This window comes from Moritella viscosa (assembly GCF_900120065.1).
In the GTDB taxonomy this organism is placed as follows: Bacteria; Pseudomonadota; Gammaproteobacteria; order Enterobacterales; family Moritellaceae; genus Moritella; species Moritella viscosa.
Map to the genome: position 1 here is coordinate 58,596 of NZ_FPLG01000087.1, position 21,698 is coordinate 80,293.

Annotated in this window: 8 protein-coding genes; all 8 read right to left on the reverse strand. The window is 43.2% G+C overall.

Annotated elements, in window-relative coordinates; genetic code table 11:
- Positions 1-256: 256 nt before the first annotated feature.
- Entirely contained in the window at positions 257-12,226 is an 11,970-nt protein-coding gene (gene rtxA, locus BT797_RS24290) for an MARTX multifunctional-autoprocessing repeats-in-toxin holotoxin RtxA (RefSeq protein ID WP_139291674.1), read from the reverse strand.
- Positions 12,227-12,250: 24 nt separating this feature from the next.
- On the reverse strand, positions 12,251-12,712 hold the full coding sequence (rtxC, locus tag BT797_RS11940) for an RTX toxin-activating lysine-acyltransferase RtxC (RefSeq protein WP_045112011.1): 462 nt from the start codon (positions 12,710-12,712) through the stop codon (positions 12,251-12,253).
- Positions 12,713-12,729: 17 nt separating this feature from the next.
- Positions 12,730-13,074, reverse strand: coding sequence for a protein RtxH (rtxH, locus tag BT797_RS11945; RefSeq protein WP_075472216.1), 345 nt, complete (start codon positions 13,072-13,074; stop codon positions 12,730-12,732).
- Positions 13,075-13,158: 84 nt separating this feature from the next.
- A complete protein-coding gene (locus BT797_RS11950; protein WP_075472217.1) occupies positions 13,159-15,300 on the reverse strand; it encodes a type I secretion system permease/ATPase in 2,142 nt (713 codons plus the stop codon).
- Positions 15,300-16,685: an HlyD family type I secretion periplasmic adaptor subunit gene (locus tag BT797_RS11955; protein ID WP_045112014.1), complete on the reverse strand. Its 1,386-nt coding sequence runs from the start codon at positions 16,683-16,685 to the stop codon at positions 15,300-15,302. Before BT797_RS11955 ends, BT797_RS11950 begins: the two co-directional genes overlap by 1 nt.
- A complete protein-coding gene (locus BT797_RS11960; RefSeq protein ID WP_082293701.1) occupies positions 16,667-18,820 on the reverse strand; it encodes a peptidase domain-containing ABC transporter in 2,154 nt (717 codons plus the stop codon). Before BT797_RS11960 ends, BT797_RS11955 begins: the two co-directional genes overlap by 19 nt.
- A 360-nt stretch (positions 18,821-19,180) precedes the next feature.
- On the reverse strand, positions 19,181-21,070 hold the full coding sequence (parE, locus tag BT797_RS11965) for a DNA topoisomerase IV subunit B (protein WP_045112015.1): 1,890 nt from the start codon (positions 21,068-21,070) through the stop codon (positions 19,181-19,183).
- A gap of 21 nt (positions 21,071-21,091) precedes the next feature.
- Positions 21,092-21,679, reverse strand: coding sequence for an esterase YqiA (gene yqiA, locus BT797_RS11970; RefSeq protein ID WP_045112016.1), 588 nt, complete (start codon positions 21,677-21,679; stop codon positions 21,092-21,094).
- Between the last annotated feature and the right edge of the window lie 19 nt (positions 21,680-21,698).

A 21,698-nucleotide genomic window follows, 5' to 3' on the forward strand; every position in this document is an offset into this window, starting at 1 on the left:
AAAGATTAACTAAGGATAATGATAAAGTCTGATTTCTATTTAAATAGGAGTATTGGACAGACACTAACTCAAGAAAATTACTTTTTAAATGGGTTTTCCAACTTTCTGGGCAAAAAAAAGGGCTACCTCAGTAATGAGGTAGCCCTTTATATATCTCACTGATTTTTACTTTTAACAGCGTAAAAAATACGCTGCTAGTATCATACTTAAATCACAGTGAGTCGGTCCTGTTTCGCAAGCGAATAACAATATAAAATTACGCTATATAGCCAGTTCCCTTATTTACATTACCCCATGCTAACGCAACCTTATGCTGTGCGCTGTTATCTAGCGAATCCATAAACCCAGCATTACCAACTGATGGCGCAAAACCGCTCATAGCCTGTACTAGGTTATCGACAGCACTATTCGACAAGGCTACATAATCACGTACACCTGATTTCTGTTTAGCATCCATACTGATCACCAACTCAGCACGGTTACCCGCAAAGTAATCAGAGAAGGTTACCGAACCTAGGCTTTCAAATTTAGCTTGATCCGAACGGTAGTCAGTCTTACTGTTTATCAGAATCTTTAAATCAGAACCACTGCGCTGTAGCCATAGATCATTCCAGTTCACATTATCAAAGACAATGAAATCATCTTTAGAAATATCTGTGACCTGATTCTCAATGACATTAGCGCTTACCATAAAGCTGTCAATACCGGCGCCGCCTTGGAAGGTATTACTATAACCACCAAGTACTAACAGATCATTACCTTCACCACCATCTAGTTTACTGAACTTCGAGATAGATGCTGCGATTAAATGATCATCATCAGCCCCAGCGTTAACCACTGCGTGGTAGCCCATCAGTTTGATCACATCTTTGCCCGCTTTACCGTCAATTTTATTATAATTGCCGAAAACGTTCGAGAAGTCATCACCATGACCTAAGTCGATCTGATTGTGATTACCAATCGTCACCACATAGTCTTGATCATTACCTGCCTGTACAGAATTATAATTACCAGATGTAACAACGTAATCTAAGCCGGAGCCAGATTCAATGGTTCCACCTTCACCGAAGACAAAGACTTGGTCATTACCGTCGCCCATAAATACATGGTTAATACGACCAGCGACAACAGCAGTATCATTTCCCTTACCGCCAAACATCATGTTTTCACGGCCCATCAATACGCCCACGTCATTGCCTTCTCCACCAGTGAAGATATTCGACGTGCCAGTCGCATAATAAACATCATCACCGCGGCCACCCCAGAAATTATTATTATCACCAAGGTAAGCGCCTAGATCTTTACCGTCACCACCCCAGTTGAAATTATAATTACCCAGAGATACATTTACATCACCATCACCTTTTAAATGCCCACTATTACGAAGGAAGTCAAAAGTTTTCTCCTTCATATTAAGCAGATCAGCAGTGAGATTTTCTTTCAAATTAGTCACCAAAGACTTCATTTCTAACTGTTTATCTGAACTAAAAATAGTTGAAAATAAATTAGGTAAATTCAGTGCATTGAATCCAAATGGACGTTCTTCTTTTTCTTTAACTTCACCTATCGTTGTAGGCTTAACCTGAGAACCAGTTTCACTATTAACGCTGACCGCTAACTTATCGTCCTGTTCTGCTGGCGCTTTCTCTTTTAAACCATGACTTTCAGCAAAAGAGGTTAGCCCATCTTTACCCATATCCAAACTTGATTTTAAGCTATCTAGCAATTTCGACGGGTCGGTAAAATATTTCAGCTGTCCGCCACCAAATTCAGCAACAACTTCCACCATTTCAGTCAATATAGCGACAGCATCAACAGCTTCGCCATTACGCGCAACTATTTGACCGCCTGCTGTATAATCAACAGCAAAAATATCAGCCAAGGTAGTATCAGCACCAACACTAGCAAGTTTACCCAACAACTTATTCTTCAGCTGACGAGGTAAATCTTGAGGATTATAAGTAAAGGTTGTTTGAACTTTTCCTGATGCAGAGAACTGCTGAGTCATTACACCGAACAACGAACCGAGGTTAGTATCTAGAATTGACTGTATATTATCACCGAACATAAAGTTCCAGTTACCAGTCGTGACCTGAATATCCGCACCTCGGCCGCCTACTGCAAGGTTAAATGCTAGTTCATCATTTTTTTGCTTAAGCTTATCTGTACGGCTCATTTTACTGGTGTCAGGGCTCTTATTACCACTCAACCACTCGTTATATTTCTTGTTCAATGCTGCTTCAGTATCACTCTTCAATCCACGGCTACTGCGTTCGTTTTGAGAGTCGAGATTAACTAAGCTTTTATAATCAACACTGCTGGTCTGATCCAGACCCGACATGTCGTTAACGAATTTCTTCGCACCCGCTAATGTCCACTGACTATCCTGAGCAGCCAGCCAGTCCTGACCCTTCCCTGATTCAGCAATCTCCTGAAGTACACCAGAAATACGTACAGCACCATCAAAAGGATTAACCAATGGCGGCGTCGGAATAGACTTGTCCATCATCACGATCAGATCGTTACTGCGCCCCATATTGAAACTCACGTTACGGTTACCGATAAACATCTGCGCACCTTCCAGAGCCTGATAGCCTCCGATATCGAAACTATGTTTGCTGTCACCGTTACCGATGTGCACCATGACGTTATTATCACCGAAGGCCAGCGACTTGAAGCCACCCGTACCAACTTTAACGGCCACGTTTGAGGTACCCCAGTTGAGCGCGGTAAACTCACCATCACCCACGTTCACCTGAATATTGCCAGAGTAACTCACTTTGTTATCCGGTTTATCCGAACTGCTGGTTTCTAGTTTGTTTTCACGTTTTTTCTGAGCCGTAAAGACATCATCATTATCTGCAATGGCGCCACGAACCACCCGATCGTTTTCACTCTGACCTACACGGCTAAGGTCAATATCACCTTCGGCAACACTGTTACGAACAGCTTCTTCGCGAACAGCGACTTTGCCCTGATCATCCCAACTCAGTACTACTTTGTTATCAACCAGTTTCTTATCCCATTTGTCGTCTACATCACGGGTATGCTTACGCCCAGCAGCATCAACGGCTACTTCAGTACTGCGTGCAGAAACATCTGTACGAACACCATTTTCCGCCATAGCAGTAATGAAACTTTGAGCAAAACCTTTCTGCTTATCAGTGCTAACCAGCGAACAACCGACAATACTGATATGCTCCGGTTTACTACTGATATTTTCCGCCTGACTGAAGTCCTGATTGAACTGCGTGAGCTTAGCTGCCAGTTCAGTTGCATTGTAACCACTCAAATGAGTATTATTATTGTCACTTTCATCTCGACCATGACCGACTACTTGCCAGCGTAGTTTGCCGGATAGTTGTTCTGGATCGCCATAGACCACACGGTACTTGCCATCAGTATCAAGCTGAACGACCACACTTGAATCAGGATGTTTACCGGCCAAATTAGCCGCCGCTTTCGCAGCTGCCGGGTCATTTTCCGTCTGAATAATAAGCTGACCGTCAAAGCGGGTTTCACCACTATCATCATTCGACGTTACGGCTACTGTATCCCAAGAATCAACATCTTGGGTATTAGCCTTACGCGCAGTACCATCTAACGATTCTTGCTGACTATGGTTTTTATCTTTATTGGACGACTCGTCCAGTAAACTGTCCCCATTTTCTAGGCTTTGCTGCAAATGTAGTAACGCTGAATTACGCCCTGAACTTGGATGTTCTACCACATATTGGGAAATGGCGCTTTCTAATTCCTGAGCAATCACCCTTTTACCAACAGGCGATGTCTCATGAAACTGCGCCAATTTATCAAGAATATCCTGATAACTGTTACCAATTCTTTTACCTGTCACTGCCGCCTGTTTTTTCACTTCAGAAACTGCAGCAACATCATCAAAATTAACGTCAAAATAACCAGGTTCTTTGCTAACAGAAAACATTGGCTTCAATGTAACTTTCTTCTTAGCAAACTGACTTTCAAATTCATTAACATCAAAATTGGCACTGGTCATTTTCGCAGCAGCGTCAACAACTGCCGTAGCAGCAACTCGGGGATCCGTATCAATATCAGCAGTGGATAATACTAAATGCGCAACATTATCAACAATCTTTCCTTGACTATTGGTGTATTGATCAAAAAACGCGTCCTTCTCTGCAAATGAGATAACCAGTTTCTTACCACTACTATGCAAATCATTTAAAACTTTTCGTCCTGCATCGGTACTATTAATTTGATTTAGAAGATTAATACCATTTTGACCGGCCGCCACTTGGTGATGAATATCTTCTAACACTACGATAGAAGCCTCATTCTGATTACGGCCATGATAAGCCATAAAATTAACCTTTTGATTATCAATAAAGTCGTCACTATATATTTTACTGATTACAGCATTTTTAAAATGACGCTTAGCATCGGCCTTTTCTTTTAAATCAAACATTGTGCCGATCGATTTTTCAGAAGAGAGACCTTCTTGATCAACATAAATATTAATATTAGCAACAATCTTATTTGATTCTTCTAATGATAACATTGATTTACCATCGGCGATGAGATCTTCTTCATAGGCTTGATTATAAATCGCTGAAAGTTTGGCTTTCCATTTTGGATCATCCAACGAATAAGACTGTTTAGCCCAAGGGTCAATAACAAATGCCCCAGGATTGGCCTTTATATCAAAATGCTCAAAATCTGTATTAGCAGTTATAATTTCCCCCGTAATTGATGGCCGCTCAGTTAAACCCGCAATAATAAATACATGACCTGTATTTAATTTGTTTTCAGGTAATACACTGTCCCAAGTATCGACACCGACAATAGCAAAACCAGTTTTATTATCTTTAAGGAATTTTTCAACTACCAACGAAGTCATTTCGTCACAATTACCTATACCATTTAAGCGAGCAGCTTCAGCTTTACTCATTGCTTTTTTGATATAAGGGTTATCGAGACCGCTATACATTGAAGTGATCATATGTGAACGAGCATCACCACGTAATCCAGCAAATTTATTGGCAATTTCTTCTGATGAATAATGTGCTTTTAACTGTTCATAACTGTCTTGTCGATTTGTTGACCCTCCAGGTACTGCTTCTGCCACATAATGCAAAAGATCATCAATATAAGGCTGTGTATAGTGTATTTTTCTTGAATCACTATCACCAGCTTGCCCTGCCGGTTCCGTCACAATAGACTTTTCTTTACCTAAACTTTCAAACTGCTCAATGTCAGCATTGCGCTTAATTGAGAACTTTGCCGTAGATGGATCAGCTAAAACCTGAGCAATATTTTTTTCAACTAGATCCACAGCCTGTTTAAAGTTACTTCCTTCAACATCAAGCAAGATTTTACGGCCTTGCTTAGTTGTCATCTCCATAGTGATCTGCTCATCTTGGAAATCCACAACTCGACCAGTTGCATTATTCCCTAAAGAGAATGTTTTACCCTGTTCTTTCAGCGCACGAAGCACATAGCCTTGCTCACCTTCTCGACTCTGCTTCCAAAGACCGTCATAAGCAGAGATATCGCCATCTTCAAATTTATTGAAACGAACATAGAAGCTTTGACCGGCTTCTTCACTCTCCTGAAACTTGTATATCGCCAGCAGTCCTTTATGGAACTTATTCATGAAACCACGGAAGTCATCGTACTGGACAAATGACTTGGCGCCAAAGTTAGGATCATAGAAAGACCAAACTTTCTGATTACCTTTCTTGTGAACCACAACTGACATAGCGTGTCCTTTAGACATAAATGTCATATACACGGATTTGCTCGGGTTACGAAGCTTATCCATCACTGATTCATATCCGTCAGCAGCATAACTCAGTGCGTCATTAATATTTGCACCAGTCAATCCATTAGCTTTCAATTTGCCGCTGTATTTCTTGTTAGCCGCATCGCGTGCAGCTTCAGTGGACGCATCCATCGATTGGCTATATTGCATTGAAAGCAGATCCTTAACCGCCAAACCTAGGTTCTGGCGACGGTACTGATTCAATAATTTTTGCTCTGTTGAACCCGAATCCACTTTATTGCTAGTTTGATTATCGTTGTATGCATGAACTGAGTCTTCTAACCATTCCATATATGCCTTACCACCACCAATACCGTTAACACGTTCTTCCATCATGTAGCGGGCTGACAGCGCAAAACACACACCTTCAAGCAACTCTTTGGACTTAGCTTTATTGCCATCGGTGATCAACACATTTCCCACTTCTGGGATCAGCTTAGTCAATTGGTCTAGTAGATCAGGCCCTTGCCTGAAGTGGAATGAAGACTCATCCGACTCTTTACCACCGGCCCTAAAGTCAAATATTTTATCGCCAAGTATTTGCGCAATTCCAGCTTTCATCACATCCTGTTGAATACCGGATATCTGAACTTCCTTACGGTGAACTTCTTGGGAGTTAACAGTTTTAGTTGCTTCAATCGCCTTCGTCCCATTATTACTGAACATCTCGGTAATAAACGCCGCAGATTTTGAGCCATGACTTCTAGCATTTATCGTCAGACGATTTACTGCTAGAGTAGCTCCTTCAATCGCTTTCTGCTCTTGTTCCGTCAAACCTTCACTGAATCGCCCGTCAGCGGCAACTTCAAAATCTGCGTCAACATGACCCGTGCTTTCAGCAACCTCTTGTGCTTCATATGCTTTACCAGAAAGACCGCTTCCTGAAGCACCATCACGATTCGGGGTTTCATCTTTATCTTGCTTTGCAGCTTTAGCATCTGCTTGCGCTTGCGAAGATTTATTTTGCGCGGCTGCACTATCTTGTTCTCCACGTTTCTGAGCTTTATTGCTGTCAGCATTGGCTTTAGTTGCGGCCTGCTGTGCTTCTTGCTCCTTAACTAAAGCTTCATCCTTTCGTAAGTTCGCTTTTGTTTTTGCATCGTCAATATCTTGTTGTACATTGGCTTTTTTTTCTTCGCCTTTAGCTACGCCCGCTTCAGATTTTGCCACTGCATCTTGAACATTTAACTGATTCTGTTTATTTTTCTGCGCCGCTTTCTCAAGCTGCTCATTTGAATGCGATTTGGCGTCGTCAAGTTTACTTTGAACGTTATCTAAAATTCCGCCAGCAAAGTGTTCTCTCCAACGCTCACCAGATTCACCTTGGTAATTAGCTTGACCGTCAAGTGCATCTAGCCCCTTGGTCATATCCGTCAGTTCTTTGGTAATGTCTTCTTGCTCTGCCACAAGCGCTTCGCGCTCTGCTTGACCATTTGTTTCTAATGCGCTTTGATCGGTCGCTTCAAGCTTTGATTGCGAGCCAGATATAGCTGCAAGCTGTTGAGCTTTTTCTTGTTTGAGGCGCTGACTATCAGCCTCTGCGCGCTCTTTGTCGGCGGTTGCATTTTGCGTAGCTTTATTCTGTTCTGCATGTTTGCTAACAGCATCAGTTTGCAGTTGTTCAGATATTGCAACGATATTATCTAAGATATAGCCCAGTCCATCATTGTCGCCTGTGCCTTTAAATTCGATTCGATTACTACCGGCCTTTGCCGTCAGTTTCAATGTTTGTTGCTGCCAAGCTGCTTCATCACCCGAGGCTGAAAATACAAGGTTACCATTCCAGATAATATCTATACCAGCCTTGGTCGAAACGCCTGCACGTTTTGTAAAATCAAAACTCAAAGAAATGATTTCACCATCAGATAGGTTGCTCAAATCTTGGAAGAGGCTAGTATTAGTGTAAGTATCTAGTTCGCTGACTCGTGTTCCATGCCCCTTATCATCGGCACCATAAACTCTTGCAGGGTGGGACGCTTCAACCCCATAGGTTCCATTCCAACCATTCTTACCCTGTTCGAAGTCACCATTAACAATCAGATTTTTATTTTCTGTTGATTGCACATCTTCATCAATCGCTAATTCTTTTTCCATCACAGCAACGTCCGGCGTTTCTACATCGGTAACCGAACCAGACATACTGTTGCCAAGATTGCTGCCGATCTTAGCAATTTCCTCCATCTGGAATCCGTTAAGTTTAGTGATCTCCGGAGTAGCAATTGCTCCGCGACCTCTACGAAAACCTGATGTCGAAGCATCATCACCCTGAACCAAGAAATTGATCCCCTGACTACCAGCCATACCTAATATCGTCTGTTTGATATTATCGAATAGCGAAGATAATTTATTACTTTCAGTATTGCTCGATGCAACAGACAAACTATAGAAATCGCCGTTACCAATTTTTATTGCAACATTATTTTGTGCGTAAGAAGCATTAATACCTAAGCCATCACCGACTTGGATATTCGCATTAGCTTTACCTTTCATTACTGCAACATTCAGGCCATCGCCCACTTTGGTGTTGACGTTATACTTACCCCAGGCAACATTGACAGAAACACCGTCACCGACTTTAGTATTGATATTCAAATCGCCATAGGTCGCGGTTACGCTTAGGCCATTACCAATAGTAGTAACGATATTCGCCTTGCCTTTCGCAGCAGTAACCTGCATACCGTCACCCACTTTGGTCACGATATTACCTTTACTCCACAAGGCATTGAAGCTGTCACCATCACCAACTTGCGTAACAATATTAGCTTTACCCTTGGCGAATACAACATTACGTCCGTCACCCACTTTAGTAATGATATTAGCATTACCCCAAGCGCCAGTGTAATCATCGCCATCACCTACATGGGTAATAATATTAGCGTCACCATGAACAACAGAAACTTCTTGCCCATTGCCCACTTTAGTAATGATATTGGCTTTACCTTTGGCAAAGTTATAGCGATCGCCATCACCAACATGCGTCAGAATATTTGCCTCGCCCCAAGCTACATTAACGCCAAGCCCATCACCCACTTTGGTAATGATATTCGCTTTGCCTTTCGCCACACCAATGGTCATACCATCACCGACATGCGTCATGATGTTGCCGATCTTAGAAATCAGCAAGCCAACAGTAGTTCCGTCACCAACTTTGGTTAAGATATTTCCTTGGCCAAGTAAGACTGCCGCAGTCGTCGCATCACCGACATGTGTTACCACATTCGCCTTTGCCGCTGCAACAACGCCCATAAAGCTGTCACCAACTTTGGTTACAATATTCGCTTGACCAAGCGCCAGAACACCTGTCAGACCATCACCGACATGGGTCATGATATTAGCTCTAGCAAACATCGCAGCAAGCGTGGTTCCATTGCCGACTTTCGTCATGATATTCGCTTCACCTGCTAGAATGCCAATGCTTGTTCCATCACCAACATGCGTGTAAATATTAGCTTGACCAACCATCAGAGCTGCAGTCACATCATTACCGACTTTAGTGAGAATATTTGCTTGACCGATCATAGCCGCAAATGTCTCACCATCTCCAACATGAGTGAAAATGTTAGCATTGCCGACCATTGCAGCCATGGTCATTCCATTGCCTATTTTAGTTGCAATATTTCCTTCCGCTAACATCAGAGCAACAGTGGTGCCGTTACCAATGTGAGTAAATACATTCGCTTTTGCAACCATTAGTGCCAACGCATTTCCATGGCCTATTTTGGTAAATACATTACCCACCCCGCCCATCAGAGCCCAAGAGTCACCTTCGCCGACATGTGTAAAGATATTGCCAGCACCGACCATCGCAGCAATAGCCGTTCCGTCGCCCACTTTGGTAAATACATTACCAACCGCGCCCATCACGCCTAGAGTCTGACCATTGCCGATATGGGTTAAAACATTACCTAAACCAAGCATTATCCCAGTGGTATCACCGTCTCCGACTTTCGTTAAGATGTTAGCTCCACCAACCATTACGCCGGTAGTGCTTCCATCTCCGATATGGGTCAGGACATTACCGCCTCCGGCCATTACCGCAAGCGCATTCCCTTTACCTTTCTTGGTCAATACATTTAACCCACCAAGAGCAACAGCAGTGGTATCAGAGGATTGTTCATCTCCACTAATGTGGGTAATGATGTTAGCGCCACCAATCATACCGGAGGTTAAATCACCATCCCCAATTTTTGTCAGTACATTAGCACCACCAACTAAAACAGAGGTAATATCACCATCACCCACCTGGGTCATAACATTAAAACCACCAGCAGCAGCCCAGGTCCCGTTACCGTTACCGATTTGCGTATGCGTATTATAACCGCCAAACATAACGACTCGGCTTGCCCCGTTGCCCTTATGTACTGATATATTCCCATACGCTAATAGATGCGCCAAATACTGGCCATCACCAATGCGTACTAATACGTTGACGGCACCACCAGCGTAAACATCCATTTTACCTTGCTTACTTTGGTGAACGAGTACGTTAGCAAGACCTGCGCCACGGAACGTTAAATCCCCTTCCAAACCACTTTTAACAATCACGTTCGCTGCACCAGCACCATTAAATTCAGTATTACCGAACTTAGAGCTGTGCAAAATTACGTTGCCAATGCCAACGCCGTTGAAGTACACATTACCGCGCGTCACATTGGACTTAATTACATTACCGCCACCAGCACCATTAAAGCGCACATCACCCGAACTTTCGCCAAAGTCAGCAGAAGATTGAATAAGTCCATTTACACGGTTTTCAGTGAGATCCGCAACCTCAGCAACCTCAGAGCTAATACGTACAGTATCTACACTGTAGTTCAGATCGCGAAGTGAATGAGCAGCATGCCGATAGCCATTACTTTCAGAAATATCTTCGTTCGCAAGGTTAGCCGTATAATCACCTATTTTATACCAAGATGTTGCTCGGTATTTCAGCTCTCCATTCTCTGAATCATTAATTAATTCAACCACTACGATCTTGGTATTTTCCCCCTGTAATGAAGCATAAATGTAAGTGTTCGGTTTTTTGTTGGACTTAACAGCCTGTACATCGATCATTGTACCGTCAGTCAAAATAGAAGCGCCGTCCATTTTAGCATCTGACAGAATAATATTATTAGCACTAATAGCTGTTCCGCCGCCGTAGCTCATCCATTCAGATTTAGTCAATTCTTTTTCGACTGAGTGGATAGTTACAGCTTCATGATGCTCGACCCGAAGATTAGAAAGGCTATAAAGACCATCTGCAATAATCTTCTCAAAACCATTGCCAGATGAAATAATTTGCTCATGAAAATTTTCTGCACGATTCCAAGAATGACGATTATGCCAAACCGTAGCATAGTAGTTCAGCCTGCCGGTAACCCCATCGTTAGACAATTTAACTTTAACGATTTTGGTCTCGACTTCATCCTTGTAAGTAAAAAGGTAAGTATTATCTTCTTTCGTTGATTTTACTCCCTTTACGACTACGGGTTTAATCATACCTAGACCACCAAGGTAAGCAGTCGTTAGTGCAATCTCATCAGCTTTGGCATTTTGTAGGCTTTCGCCATAATATTCAATGCCGGCGCCCTCACGAGTAATATAATTAAAACCACCAGCACCGTTGAACGCTATATTACCGTGTGCAACATCTGATTTAATACTGTTGTAACCTCCAACCCCCTCGAACCGGATATCACCTTTCGTCTCGCTGTAGGAATCGTAGAAAGAATCGTGGATACGTTCAATACGATTCGATACACCAGCCCCTTGAAAAGTGACATTCCCCTCCTTGCCTTCACGGATAATATAATTCTCGGCACCTGCACCTTTAAAGGAAATATTACCGGTCTCGACTTGAGATCTGATGATATTTGAAGCTCCAATACCATTGAAAGTAACCTCGCCGCTAGATCTCTTGTAAAGACTAGATGAGCGATTCAGCTGATTCTTAGCTCCCGCTCCAGCAAAATAAATATTACCTTCATTAGTTCCATTCCAGATCTTGTTCTCGCCTCCGGCGCCCTCAAATGTCACATTACCAGTCAGTCCTTGACGCTCTAACTTATTTGAAGCAGCTGCCCCAGTATATGTCACACGACCATGATCTCCACTATGAGCAATCTTCGTTGCACCAGCGAGACCAGTAAATGAAACATCCCCATCTTCACTTTTGTTTATCAGAGCGTAGCCTGCGGCACCGTTTACCTTTAGATGACCACTAGTATCCACAACCTTCATATAACCGGCTGCACCTTGTACGCTATCATCGCCACTACCTGTAAATGCAGTCGTGTAAGCAGAGACTACAGTAATATTATCATTGCCCCCACCGGCATGTATTTCTCCACCAACGCCAATAGCAACAATGTCATTATCATCATCATCAGCAGAATAAATTCCCGTAAAGAAATACTCTGTACTTCTAGAAAATGCTTTACCCATAAAAACAATACCTCAAATATTAATTCAAATTGAAAACCACTGCACACTTCGAATGCATTGATTAGTTTTTATATTTAACTTACCGCGGACAGTACATACTTTTTGTCCTTTCCATGGTAAGAACACGCGACGACGAAGATCGTTGACAATCTGACGCCCATGCCCAAACGGGGCTATCATTTCTGGGATATAGATATGCTCGCCAGAACGCCAATCGGAGGGCAAAAGCTCTCTTGTTCCAGAAAGTAGCTCATCTCTATTTTGCTCAGATAAAAACGCCCAATTACAAAAAGCAATTGGGCGGCCTTGCTCATCTTCGTAATAGCAAAACTGATTCAACTCAAAAGCAGGCATAATACGTTGTTGCCATTCAGCAACAACATAATGCTGATGTAGAGGAGAGTGCTGGCTCAACAGCATAACCCCACCAATCATCGCCTGCATTTTTGAATCATCAAGCTCTTCTGGTTGATAATTTATATTCATATATCAACCTCTTAATGTTATTTTTTGCTACGTGCAGTCTTCTTTTTCGATGCAGCTGACACGATTTCAGACTCCTCCCCAGATTCTTCCAGAGCTGGATCTGTTGGTAAAAAACCAGCCGCAACTAGCTTGTCAAACTCGGCAGCCATGCGCGGATCTTCAAGCATGTTTTTAACCATAGAAACCATATACATAAACCCGGTGGCTGGCATATGTACAACTTGCTTCAATTCCAGATCAGCATCATTTTCAGCCATAACACCATTAGACATACTCTGTTGATTTTGGCCAACAAAATACAATGAAAAAATGCCTTTATTATAGTTAACACTTGATACTGTCTGTACAAAATTCTCAGTCATAAATTTATTCTCTTTTTAAAGTTAAAATTACCCTAGGCTACTTTTCTAAGTCAGTCTTAGGGCATACTTGCAGCCTATAAAAGGCTACGATGCTACCTGCAGCCTCCACAAGTTGGCGTAAGAGCCTTCCTGATCTAGCAGCTGCTGGTGCGTTCCTTGTTCCACTATCTCTCCCTTATCGAGTACAAGTATTCGATCCGCATAGCGTAGGGTATTAAGACGGTGGGCAATACTGATCACTGTACGTCCTTGAGAAATCGCATCCATATTCGCCATCACGGCCGCTTCAGACTCATAATCCAAGGCACTGGTCGCTTCATCAAGTAGTAAAATTCTCGGGTTAGTAAGCAGTGCTCTAGCCAGCGCAATCCGCTGACGCTGCCCCCCAGATAAGCGCCCGCCCTTTTCGCCGACCTGTGCGCTATAACCTTCCGCTTGTTCCCGGATAAACTCGTCAGCACCAGCAAGTGATGCGGCCTGCATAACTTCTGCATCACTCGCAAGTGGACTGCAAAGGCGGATATTTTCAGCAATGCTCCCAGAGAAAAGTAAACTTTCTTGCAGTACAACACTCATATTCCGGCGCAGAGCCACAGGATCTGCAATAGCTAAATCAATACCATCAACCAACACCTGCCCGTGCTGAGGAATATAGAGACGTTGTAGTAGTCGTGTCAGCGTTGATTTACCAGAGCCAGACGGTCCTGTAATCCCGATAAACTCACCAGGTTTAATATCAATATTAAGGTTACGCAAGACTTCCTGACCATCGGAATGATAACGAAACCGCACACCACTAAAGCTCACCCCACCAGCCAGTTTAGGCACAGATGCCAAACCGCCACTGCCCTGTTCCGTATCTTCGTCAAGAATATCGCCGATGCGACGCAGTGAAATCAAAGTATGCTGAAAGTCCTGCCAGATCTGCGCAAGACGCAGAATCGGCTGTGTAACATTGCCCGCCAACATATTGAATGCGACCAGCTCTCCAGGAGTTAACAATCCCTCCATTACTAAAGTGACGCCCCACCACAGCACTAATGCAGAAGTCAATTTTTGAATCAGTCCGATCCCTTGTCCGGCCAGTATTCCAACCACTTTGGCTCGAAAAGAAGCCCGTACAAAGCTGGCCAACTGGCGCTCCCATTGGCGTAAAAAAGATAACTCAGTAGCAGTGGTTTTAATCGTTTCAATGCCGGTAACAGATTCAATCAAAAAGGCGGTATTATCAGCCCCTAACTCATATTCTCTTGTGACCCTAGTGCGAAGCGCCGGCCCGACCAACAACCAAAAAATAAAGTACAACACCAGAGCTCCGCTCACGAGTAAAGTTAGCTTGGCAGCATAAGTAAACATGACGGCCAAAAATATCCCAACAAAGGCGAGATCCAACACCATGCTCAACGCAGAACCAGTTAAAAATTGACGAATTTGGCTCATTTCCCGCACTCGCGCAATAATTTCACCAGTCTGACGTTGCTGAAAATAAGTTAGCGGTAGAGTAATCAGATGCTGATAAAGGCGGCTGGATAACTCAGAATTCGTTTTGCTGGCAAGATTGGCAAACAACCAAGCCCGAAAAAAACCGTAAATAGGCTCAAATACTGCCAACGCAAGCATCGCAATACCGAGTACCTGCAAACTGGAAAGGCTACGACTAACCAACACTTTATCGATAACATTCTGAAACAATAGTGGCGTAACCAATGCAATTAATTGCAGCATTAAAGACACCAGCAGCACATAACGAAACTGCGAGGTATGCTTACGAATTGACGGCACAAACCAAGCCAAACCAAATTTTGTTTTTTTAGGAACATCTAACGCTTCAGCAAGCAGTATTAACTCTCCCTGCCATAACTCACTGAATTCCAGCCGCGAATACTCATGGCAGTCAGCTTGATCCGGTATAAACACAGTCAACCTGTCACCGTCAACCTTTTCCAATACCATCCAGCCCTGTGCAGTCAGCATTAATGCAGGTAAAGGTAACGCCGATAGTCTGTCCATCGTGCTGTAGTTTTGGCGGGCCCGTAGTCCAATCCAAAGTGCACAACGACATAAGTCTATACTGTCAGCGAGCCCTTCACTACGTCCCAGCTGATGAGCCAATTGTCCGACATCCACTGATAATTTAAATTGGGCGGCGGCTCTACTTAGAGCAACCAGACCGGGATCTTTAGCAGGTATATTTTGCTCTGGTGTAAATTTTTTGATAGCACCCATTAGCGTTCCCTCATCGCTTCAGACTGATACTGCTGCAGGGGGCTAAGCAGATAATCGATCACTCGCCGATCACCAGTTCGGATCTCAGCATTGACACTCATACCAGCCTGCAGTGGCACCTCTTCATCTTCAACCAGAATAGTACGCTGCGTGATCTTCACGCGAGCGAGGAAAACTAAACCGAGTCTCTCATCTTCAACAGCATCTCTAGACACATAAGCCACTTTGCCAGAGATCGTTCCATAACGTGTATAAGGAAAAGAATCGATCTTAATTTCAACATCCTGACCGCTATGTACAAAACCAACATCTTTATTAAGGATCTTCACTTCAATTTCTAACACTGCATCGTCAGGTACAATAATCATCAGCGGTTTAGCTGCCTCTACAACCCCACCAAGGGTGTGCATATCCAGTTGCTGTACAACACCACTGACCGGTGCACGTAGACTCTGCTGGCGGTACTTTTCCAATAACTTAATCAGCTGCTGTTCCATAACTGCAATTGAAGCCTGCACTTCATTAAGCTTGTCATAATATTCACGGCGGACTTTTGCCAAATAGCCGCTGCGCTGTTCCTTTTTACTTTTATATTCAGCCTGTAGCACATCAATCATTGCGTGTTGCTGTGATAAGGATCTGTCTATTTCTAATTTTTCTCTTTCCTGTTCCAACAATACCATTCGCGGGATCAGATCATTTTTTGCTAAAGAACGCTGTGCATCTAGTCGGTTTTTAATATTCGCAGCCAGTTCTCCTAGCTCTGTAATTTCACTTCTACGCGCTTGCTGATTAGCCAAATTAACGCCTATTTCGCCGTTAAGACTCTCTATATTCGACTCAACTTCAGACCATTCACTACGTAAGTGGGCGCGTGCAATTTTGGCCTGTAATGGGCTAGCTCCCATAGGGACAATAAAACGGCTTAGGGGCTCATCACTCAATAGCGCCTGCAAACGGGCTAGCTCTAAATTTTTAAAATTTAACCGCTCCTGTATCTCCTGAATCTCCGCTTTAATACCAATAGGATTAAGTTCAATCAGCACATCCCCTTTTGTTACCCGCTGACCATCACGGACATTAATAGCAGCCACTTCACCGGATTCAATTGACTGAATCACTTTAGAATTACTAGAGACCAATAAACGCCCAGCAGCACTGGCATGGATATCCAGCCTGCCAATTACCGACCAGATCAGTGTCAGCAGAAGTAGCAGTGTCAATGCCAATGCCGTACGTCGTGTCCAAGGCGCAGGTGGACGCTCTACAATTTCTAAGTAGCCAGGTTGAAATTCATATTCATCACGAGAACGCTTAATATCATTAGCCTCGTTACGTTGCGATTTTAACGCCTGACGAATTATTCTTAAGTATTTGATAAACATGAGTTTGTTTCCTTGCGTAATTCCTGCTGCATTTGCCATAAACGGGCGTAACATCCCTTCAGCGCTAATAATTGTTGATGACTGCCAGACTCAGTAATATGGCCTTTTTCTAAGGTTATAATACGGTCGCAATGACGTACTGTAGATAACCGATGAGCAACAATAATAACGGTACGATAGCGGGATATTTCTTGCATATTCTCCTGAATAATCGCCTGCGATTCATCATCAAGCGCACTCGTTGCTTCATCGAAAATAAGAATTTTAGGCTTAGCCATTAGCGCTCGAGCAATAGCGACCCGTTGCCGCTGCCCACCTGATAATGAGCTGCCCGCTTCCGCTAAAATAGTGTCGTAGCCAAGCGGAAGTTGTAAAATGAAATCATGCGCCCCTGCTAACTTAGCCACCGCCACCACATCTTCTAAACTAGCGCTGGGATCTTTTATCGCAATGTTGTGACGGACACTGCGGTTGAACAAGTAATTATCCTGTAACACTACGCCTATCTGGCTTCGCAGGTAATCAGGAGCTAAGCTATGCAGTGGCATACCATCGATTAGAATACTGCCACTTTGCGGGGTATAAAGCTTTTGTAACAGACGTGTCAGCGTCGACTTTCCAGATCCCGAGGGACCAACAATACCCAGGCTTTCACCAGCCTTGATATGTAGGTTTATATCGCACAGCACGGGAGCTAGATCAGGTTGATATTGAAAAGAAACATTCTGCATCCGTAATTCTCCACAAAGTACAGAAGTAGGAACTTCACTTCCCTGATCTTGCTCCATCGGCAAGTTCAGCATCTCCCCCAGCTTATCGACAGCAACGCGGGTCTGTATAAACTGTTGCCAAAGCTCAACAAGCTTGGCAATCGGTTGACTAACATGTGAGGTCATCATATTAAATGCTATCAACTGACCAATAGTCAGTTCTAATGACATAACCTGATTCGCCCCAACCCATATAACAGCCACTCCGGTTACTTTCTGAAGCAGTGTGACTACATGGCTAATCACGCCGTTTAATATCTGAGTCTGAAAACCAGCTTTAACCATTTCCTGAGTCTGCGATTCCCAACGCCTTTGCATGCTAGGCTCTACCGCTAAGCTCTTAATGGTTTCTACACCACTGACTGACTCATTCAAAAATGAAGTATTCATCGCCGAAGTCTGAAACTGACGTTCAATGCGTTCCTGCAGAGGGCGAGTGCTAAGCCAGGCCAAGACAAAGTAAAAAGGCAGACTTGCTAATACAATGCAGGTCAACAGCGGCGACAACCAGGCCATCACACCGAAAAAAACAAAAGTAAACATAACATCGACGCAAAGGGTTAGCATCGAGCCTGTCAGGAAGTCACGAATACTATCAAGTTCCTGAACACGGGTAATAATAGCTCCAACTTGACGCTGTTTGAAATAAAGGAGCGGCAGACCCAGTAAATGATGAAACAGTTTAATGCCAAGTTCAATATCGATACGGTTGGAGGTATGCGCAAACAGGTATTCTCGCATCCCTTTTAATACCACTTCAAAAATACTAATAATAACCAATATCACCACCAATACATCTAGGGTAGACAAAGCGTTATGAACCAGAACCTTATCCATAACCACTTGAAAGAAAAGAGGTGTGGCTAAAGCGATCAACTGTAACATCAATGAAAATAGTAAAACTTCGGCAAGTAGTTTACGGTGGCGAACAAACTCAGGAATAAACCAAGATATATCGAAACGCAGAGCAGCACCTTGTAAAAGTATCACTTCTCCTCCCCACTGTGTTTGCAGCTCTTCGATACTCAACAGCATCGGTTCTGAAGCCTCTGGGGACTGGATCAAAGCCTGCTCTGAAGACATTTTAGCCAACACAACAAACAAACCAGCACGGCTCCTGAATGATAGCGGTAACATTTCTGGGGAAATTTTGCTCAGCGTTAATTTAGAAAGCGCTAAGTTAACGTTATTGGTTCTTGCAAACTGCTTAACAGCCTTTTTAAAAGATAAACTGCCATCAAATTTTTCGCAGGGCTTTTCCTTAGCTCCCGATAACTTCAAAAGCAGTGCCGAGCATGCCAATGCTGAAGATATGCTCTTGTATTCAGAAGACAGATTGGAGTCGCTGTAGGTAAGATTTTTCATAACGTAAATAATATTCGCCTAATAAATTACTGTAAATTGCTTAACGAAATTGAGAATCGTTACGACTATTATTATAACTATTGTTACAACCAGTCATATTTAGCGAATATACCCTCATTTTTAACAATTTAGTGTAACCTAGTGTAACTAAGTGCAACAAAGCCCAAAACCTAGGTTACACCTACGTATAATCCCTACAAACGTGATAGGTGGGCAAAACTCAAAAATAGACGAGGACTTAGTTATATCGTGAAGGAAGATTGTTTAAATTTATTTTGGTGGGAATTTTATCCTCAGGACTAAGTTGTAGTTCTGAGGATAATGAGTGTTAATAAGCGATAGCTAGTGATGTATTCAACACTAGCTATCGCTGAGCATATCACCTTTGTCTTCTAACCAAGTTCGGCGATCAGAAGAACGTTTTTTAGCGAGTAGCATATCCATCATTGAAAATGTCTCGTCTGCATTATCAATCGTTAAGCGGACTAAACGACGAGTATTAGGATCCATGGTGGTTTCCCGCAATTGTAACGGATTCATTTCACCCAACCCTTTGAAGCGTTGCACGTTGATTTTACCGCGTTTTTTTTCAGCTTCGATACGGTCGATAATACCGTTTTTTTCAGATTCATCTAATGCATAAAAAACTTCTTTGCCAATATCAATACGGTATAGCGGCGGCATAGCGACAAACGCATGCCCAGCTTCAACCATGGCTCTAAAATGCTTATAGAACAAAGCGCATAGCAAGGTCGCAATGTGTAGACCATCGGAATCGGCATCGGCTAAGATGCAGATTTTACCGTAGCGTAAACCAGAAATATCATCCGAGTCAGGGTCAATACCCAGCGCCACCGAAATATTATGAACTTCTTCTGAAGCAAGTACTTGGGCAGAATCAACTTCCCAGGTATTTAAGATCTTACCACGCAGTGGCATGACAGCTTGAAACTCACGATCACGCGCTTGTTTTGCGGAGCCACCAGCAGAGTCACCTTCCACTAAAAACAGTTCTGAACGCATAGGGTCTTGACCCGAACAATCGGTTAATTTACCCGGTAATGCAGGTCCACTCGTCACACGCTTACGCGCCACTTTCTTACTAGCTTTTAAGCGTTTCTGGGCGTTGTTAATACACAAATCAGCCAATAATTCAGCCAAGTCTGTATTTGAGTTTAACCATAATGAAAACGAATCTTTAACCACACCAGAAACAAATGCAGCACACTGACGTGATGACAAGCGCTCTTTGGTTTGCCCAGCAAATTGTGGATCTTGCATTTTAACCGACAAGATATAAGAACAACGATCCCAAATATCATCCGGCGTTAACTTCACTCCGCGTGGCAATAAGCTACGGAATTCACAGAACTCACGCATGGCATCGAGTAAACCTTGGCGTAAACCATTCACGTGGGTACCGCCAAGCGCAGTTGGGATCAAGTTAACATAACTTTCGGTAACTGATTCACCACCTTCAGGTAGCCAAATAACCGCCCAATCAGCCGCTTCATTATTAGACGAAAAACTGCCGACAAACGGCGCTTCGGGTAATGTTGCCCATCCCTGTAACGATTCCATTAAATAGTCTTGCAGGCCTTTTTCGAAGCACCATACATGTTTTTCTTTATTTACTTTATCGTCAAATTTAATGTTTAAACCGGGACACAATACCGCTTTCGCACGTAAGTTATGCATCAAACGTTTAGACGAAAAATTACCCGAATCAAAATAGCTCGCATCTGGCCAGAAATGTACTTTAGTACCGGTATTACGGATACCAATGGTGCCAATCACTTCGAGTTCAGACACTTTATCGCCATGCTCAAACGCGATTTGATAAATTTGGCCACCACGTCTAATGGTAATTTCTACACGTTTAGATAACGCATTTACAACCGAAATACCTACGCCGTGTAGACCACCAGAAAATTGATAGCTATCGTTCGAAAATTTACCACCCGCATGTAGCTTAGATAAAATCAGCTCAACACCACTCACGCCTTCCACTGGGTGAATATCCACAGGCATACCACGACCGTCATCGCTGACTTCTAGCGACTGATCGGCATGTAAGGTAACAGTAATGTTTTGCGCATGACCGGCTAACGCTTCATCAACACTGTTATCAATAACTTCTTGGCCAAGGTGATTAGGGCGTACTGTGTCGGTATACATACCGGGTCTACGACGTACTGGTTCGAGACCATTTAGGACTTCAATCGAGCCCGCATTATATTCTTGAGTCATGAGTTTCTTTTATGCTGTTCGTTACATCGGTTTGAATGCAAGAAAGGTTAAAATATCGCTAAGGTAACGTTCAAATCCAATAAAAGCATGATCGCCTCCCTGCTCTACTGTCAATCTCGCCATTTCGTATTTTGTTGTTGCTTGGTTATAGTCTAACACTTCATCATCGGTCTGTAACAGTGCCCAGATCGTTTCAGGGTGAACTAATTCCGAACAATCCAATGCCCGTAGCTCATCAATGTGCTGCTGAGCTAAATTAAATTTAACTTGGGTATAAGGGTTCGTATTCTCACCTAAATAATCTACGAGCAATTCATAGGGCTTTACTGCGGGATTAATAATCACCGCTGGACAGTGAAATTGTTGATTAACTTTGGTCGCATAATACCCCCCGAGTGAACTGCCTACCACCCCAAGCTGATGCGCAGGGTAAGCTGAAATAAGTTGTTCTATCTGTAGCCAAGCATCTTGAGGGTAAGGTGAAAGATTCGGTATTTCGATCGTTATATCGGGATGGTGTAATGAAAGATAATCTTCCATTTGCTGTGCTTTCACCGACTTTGGTGAACTATTAAAACCGTGCAAATAGAGTAGTAGCGTGGAAGCCATTTGTTCATTTACCTCTACC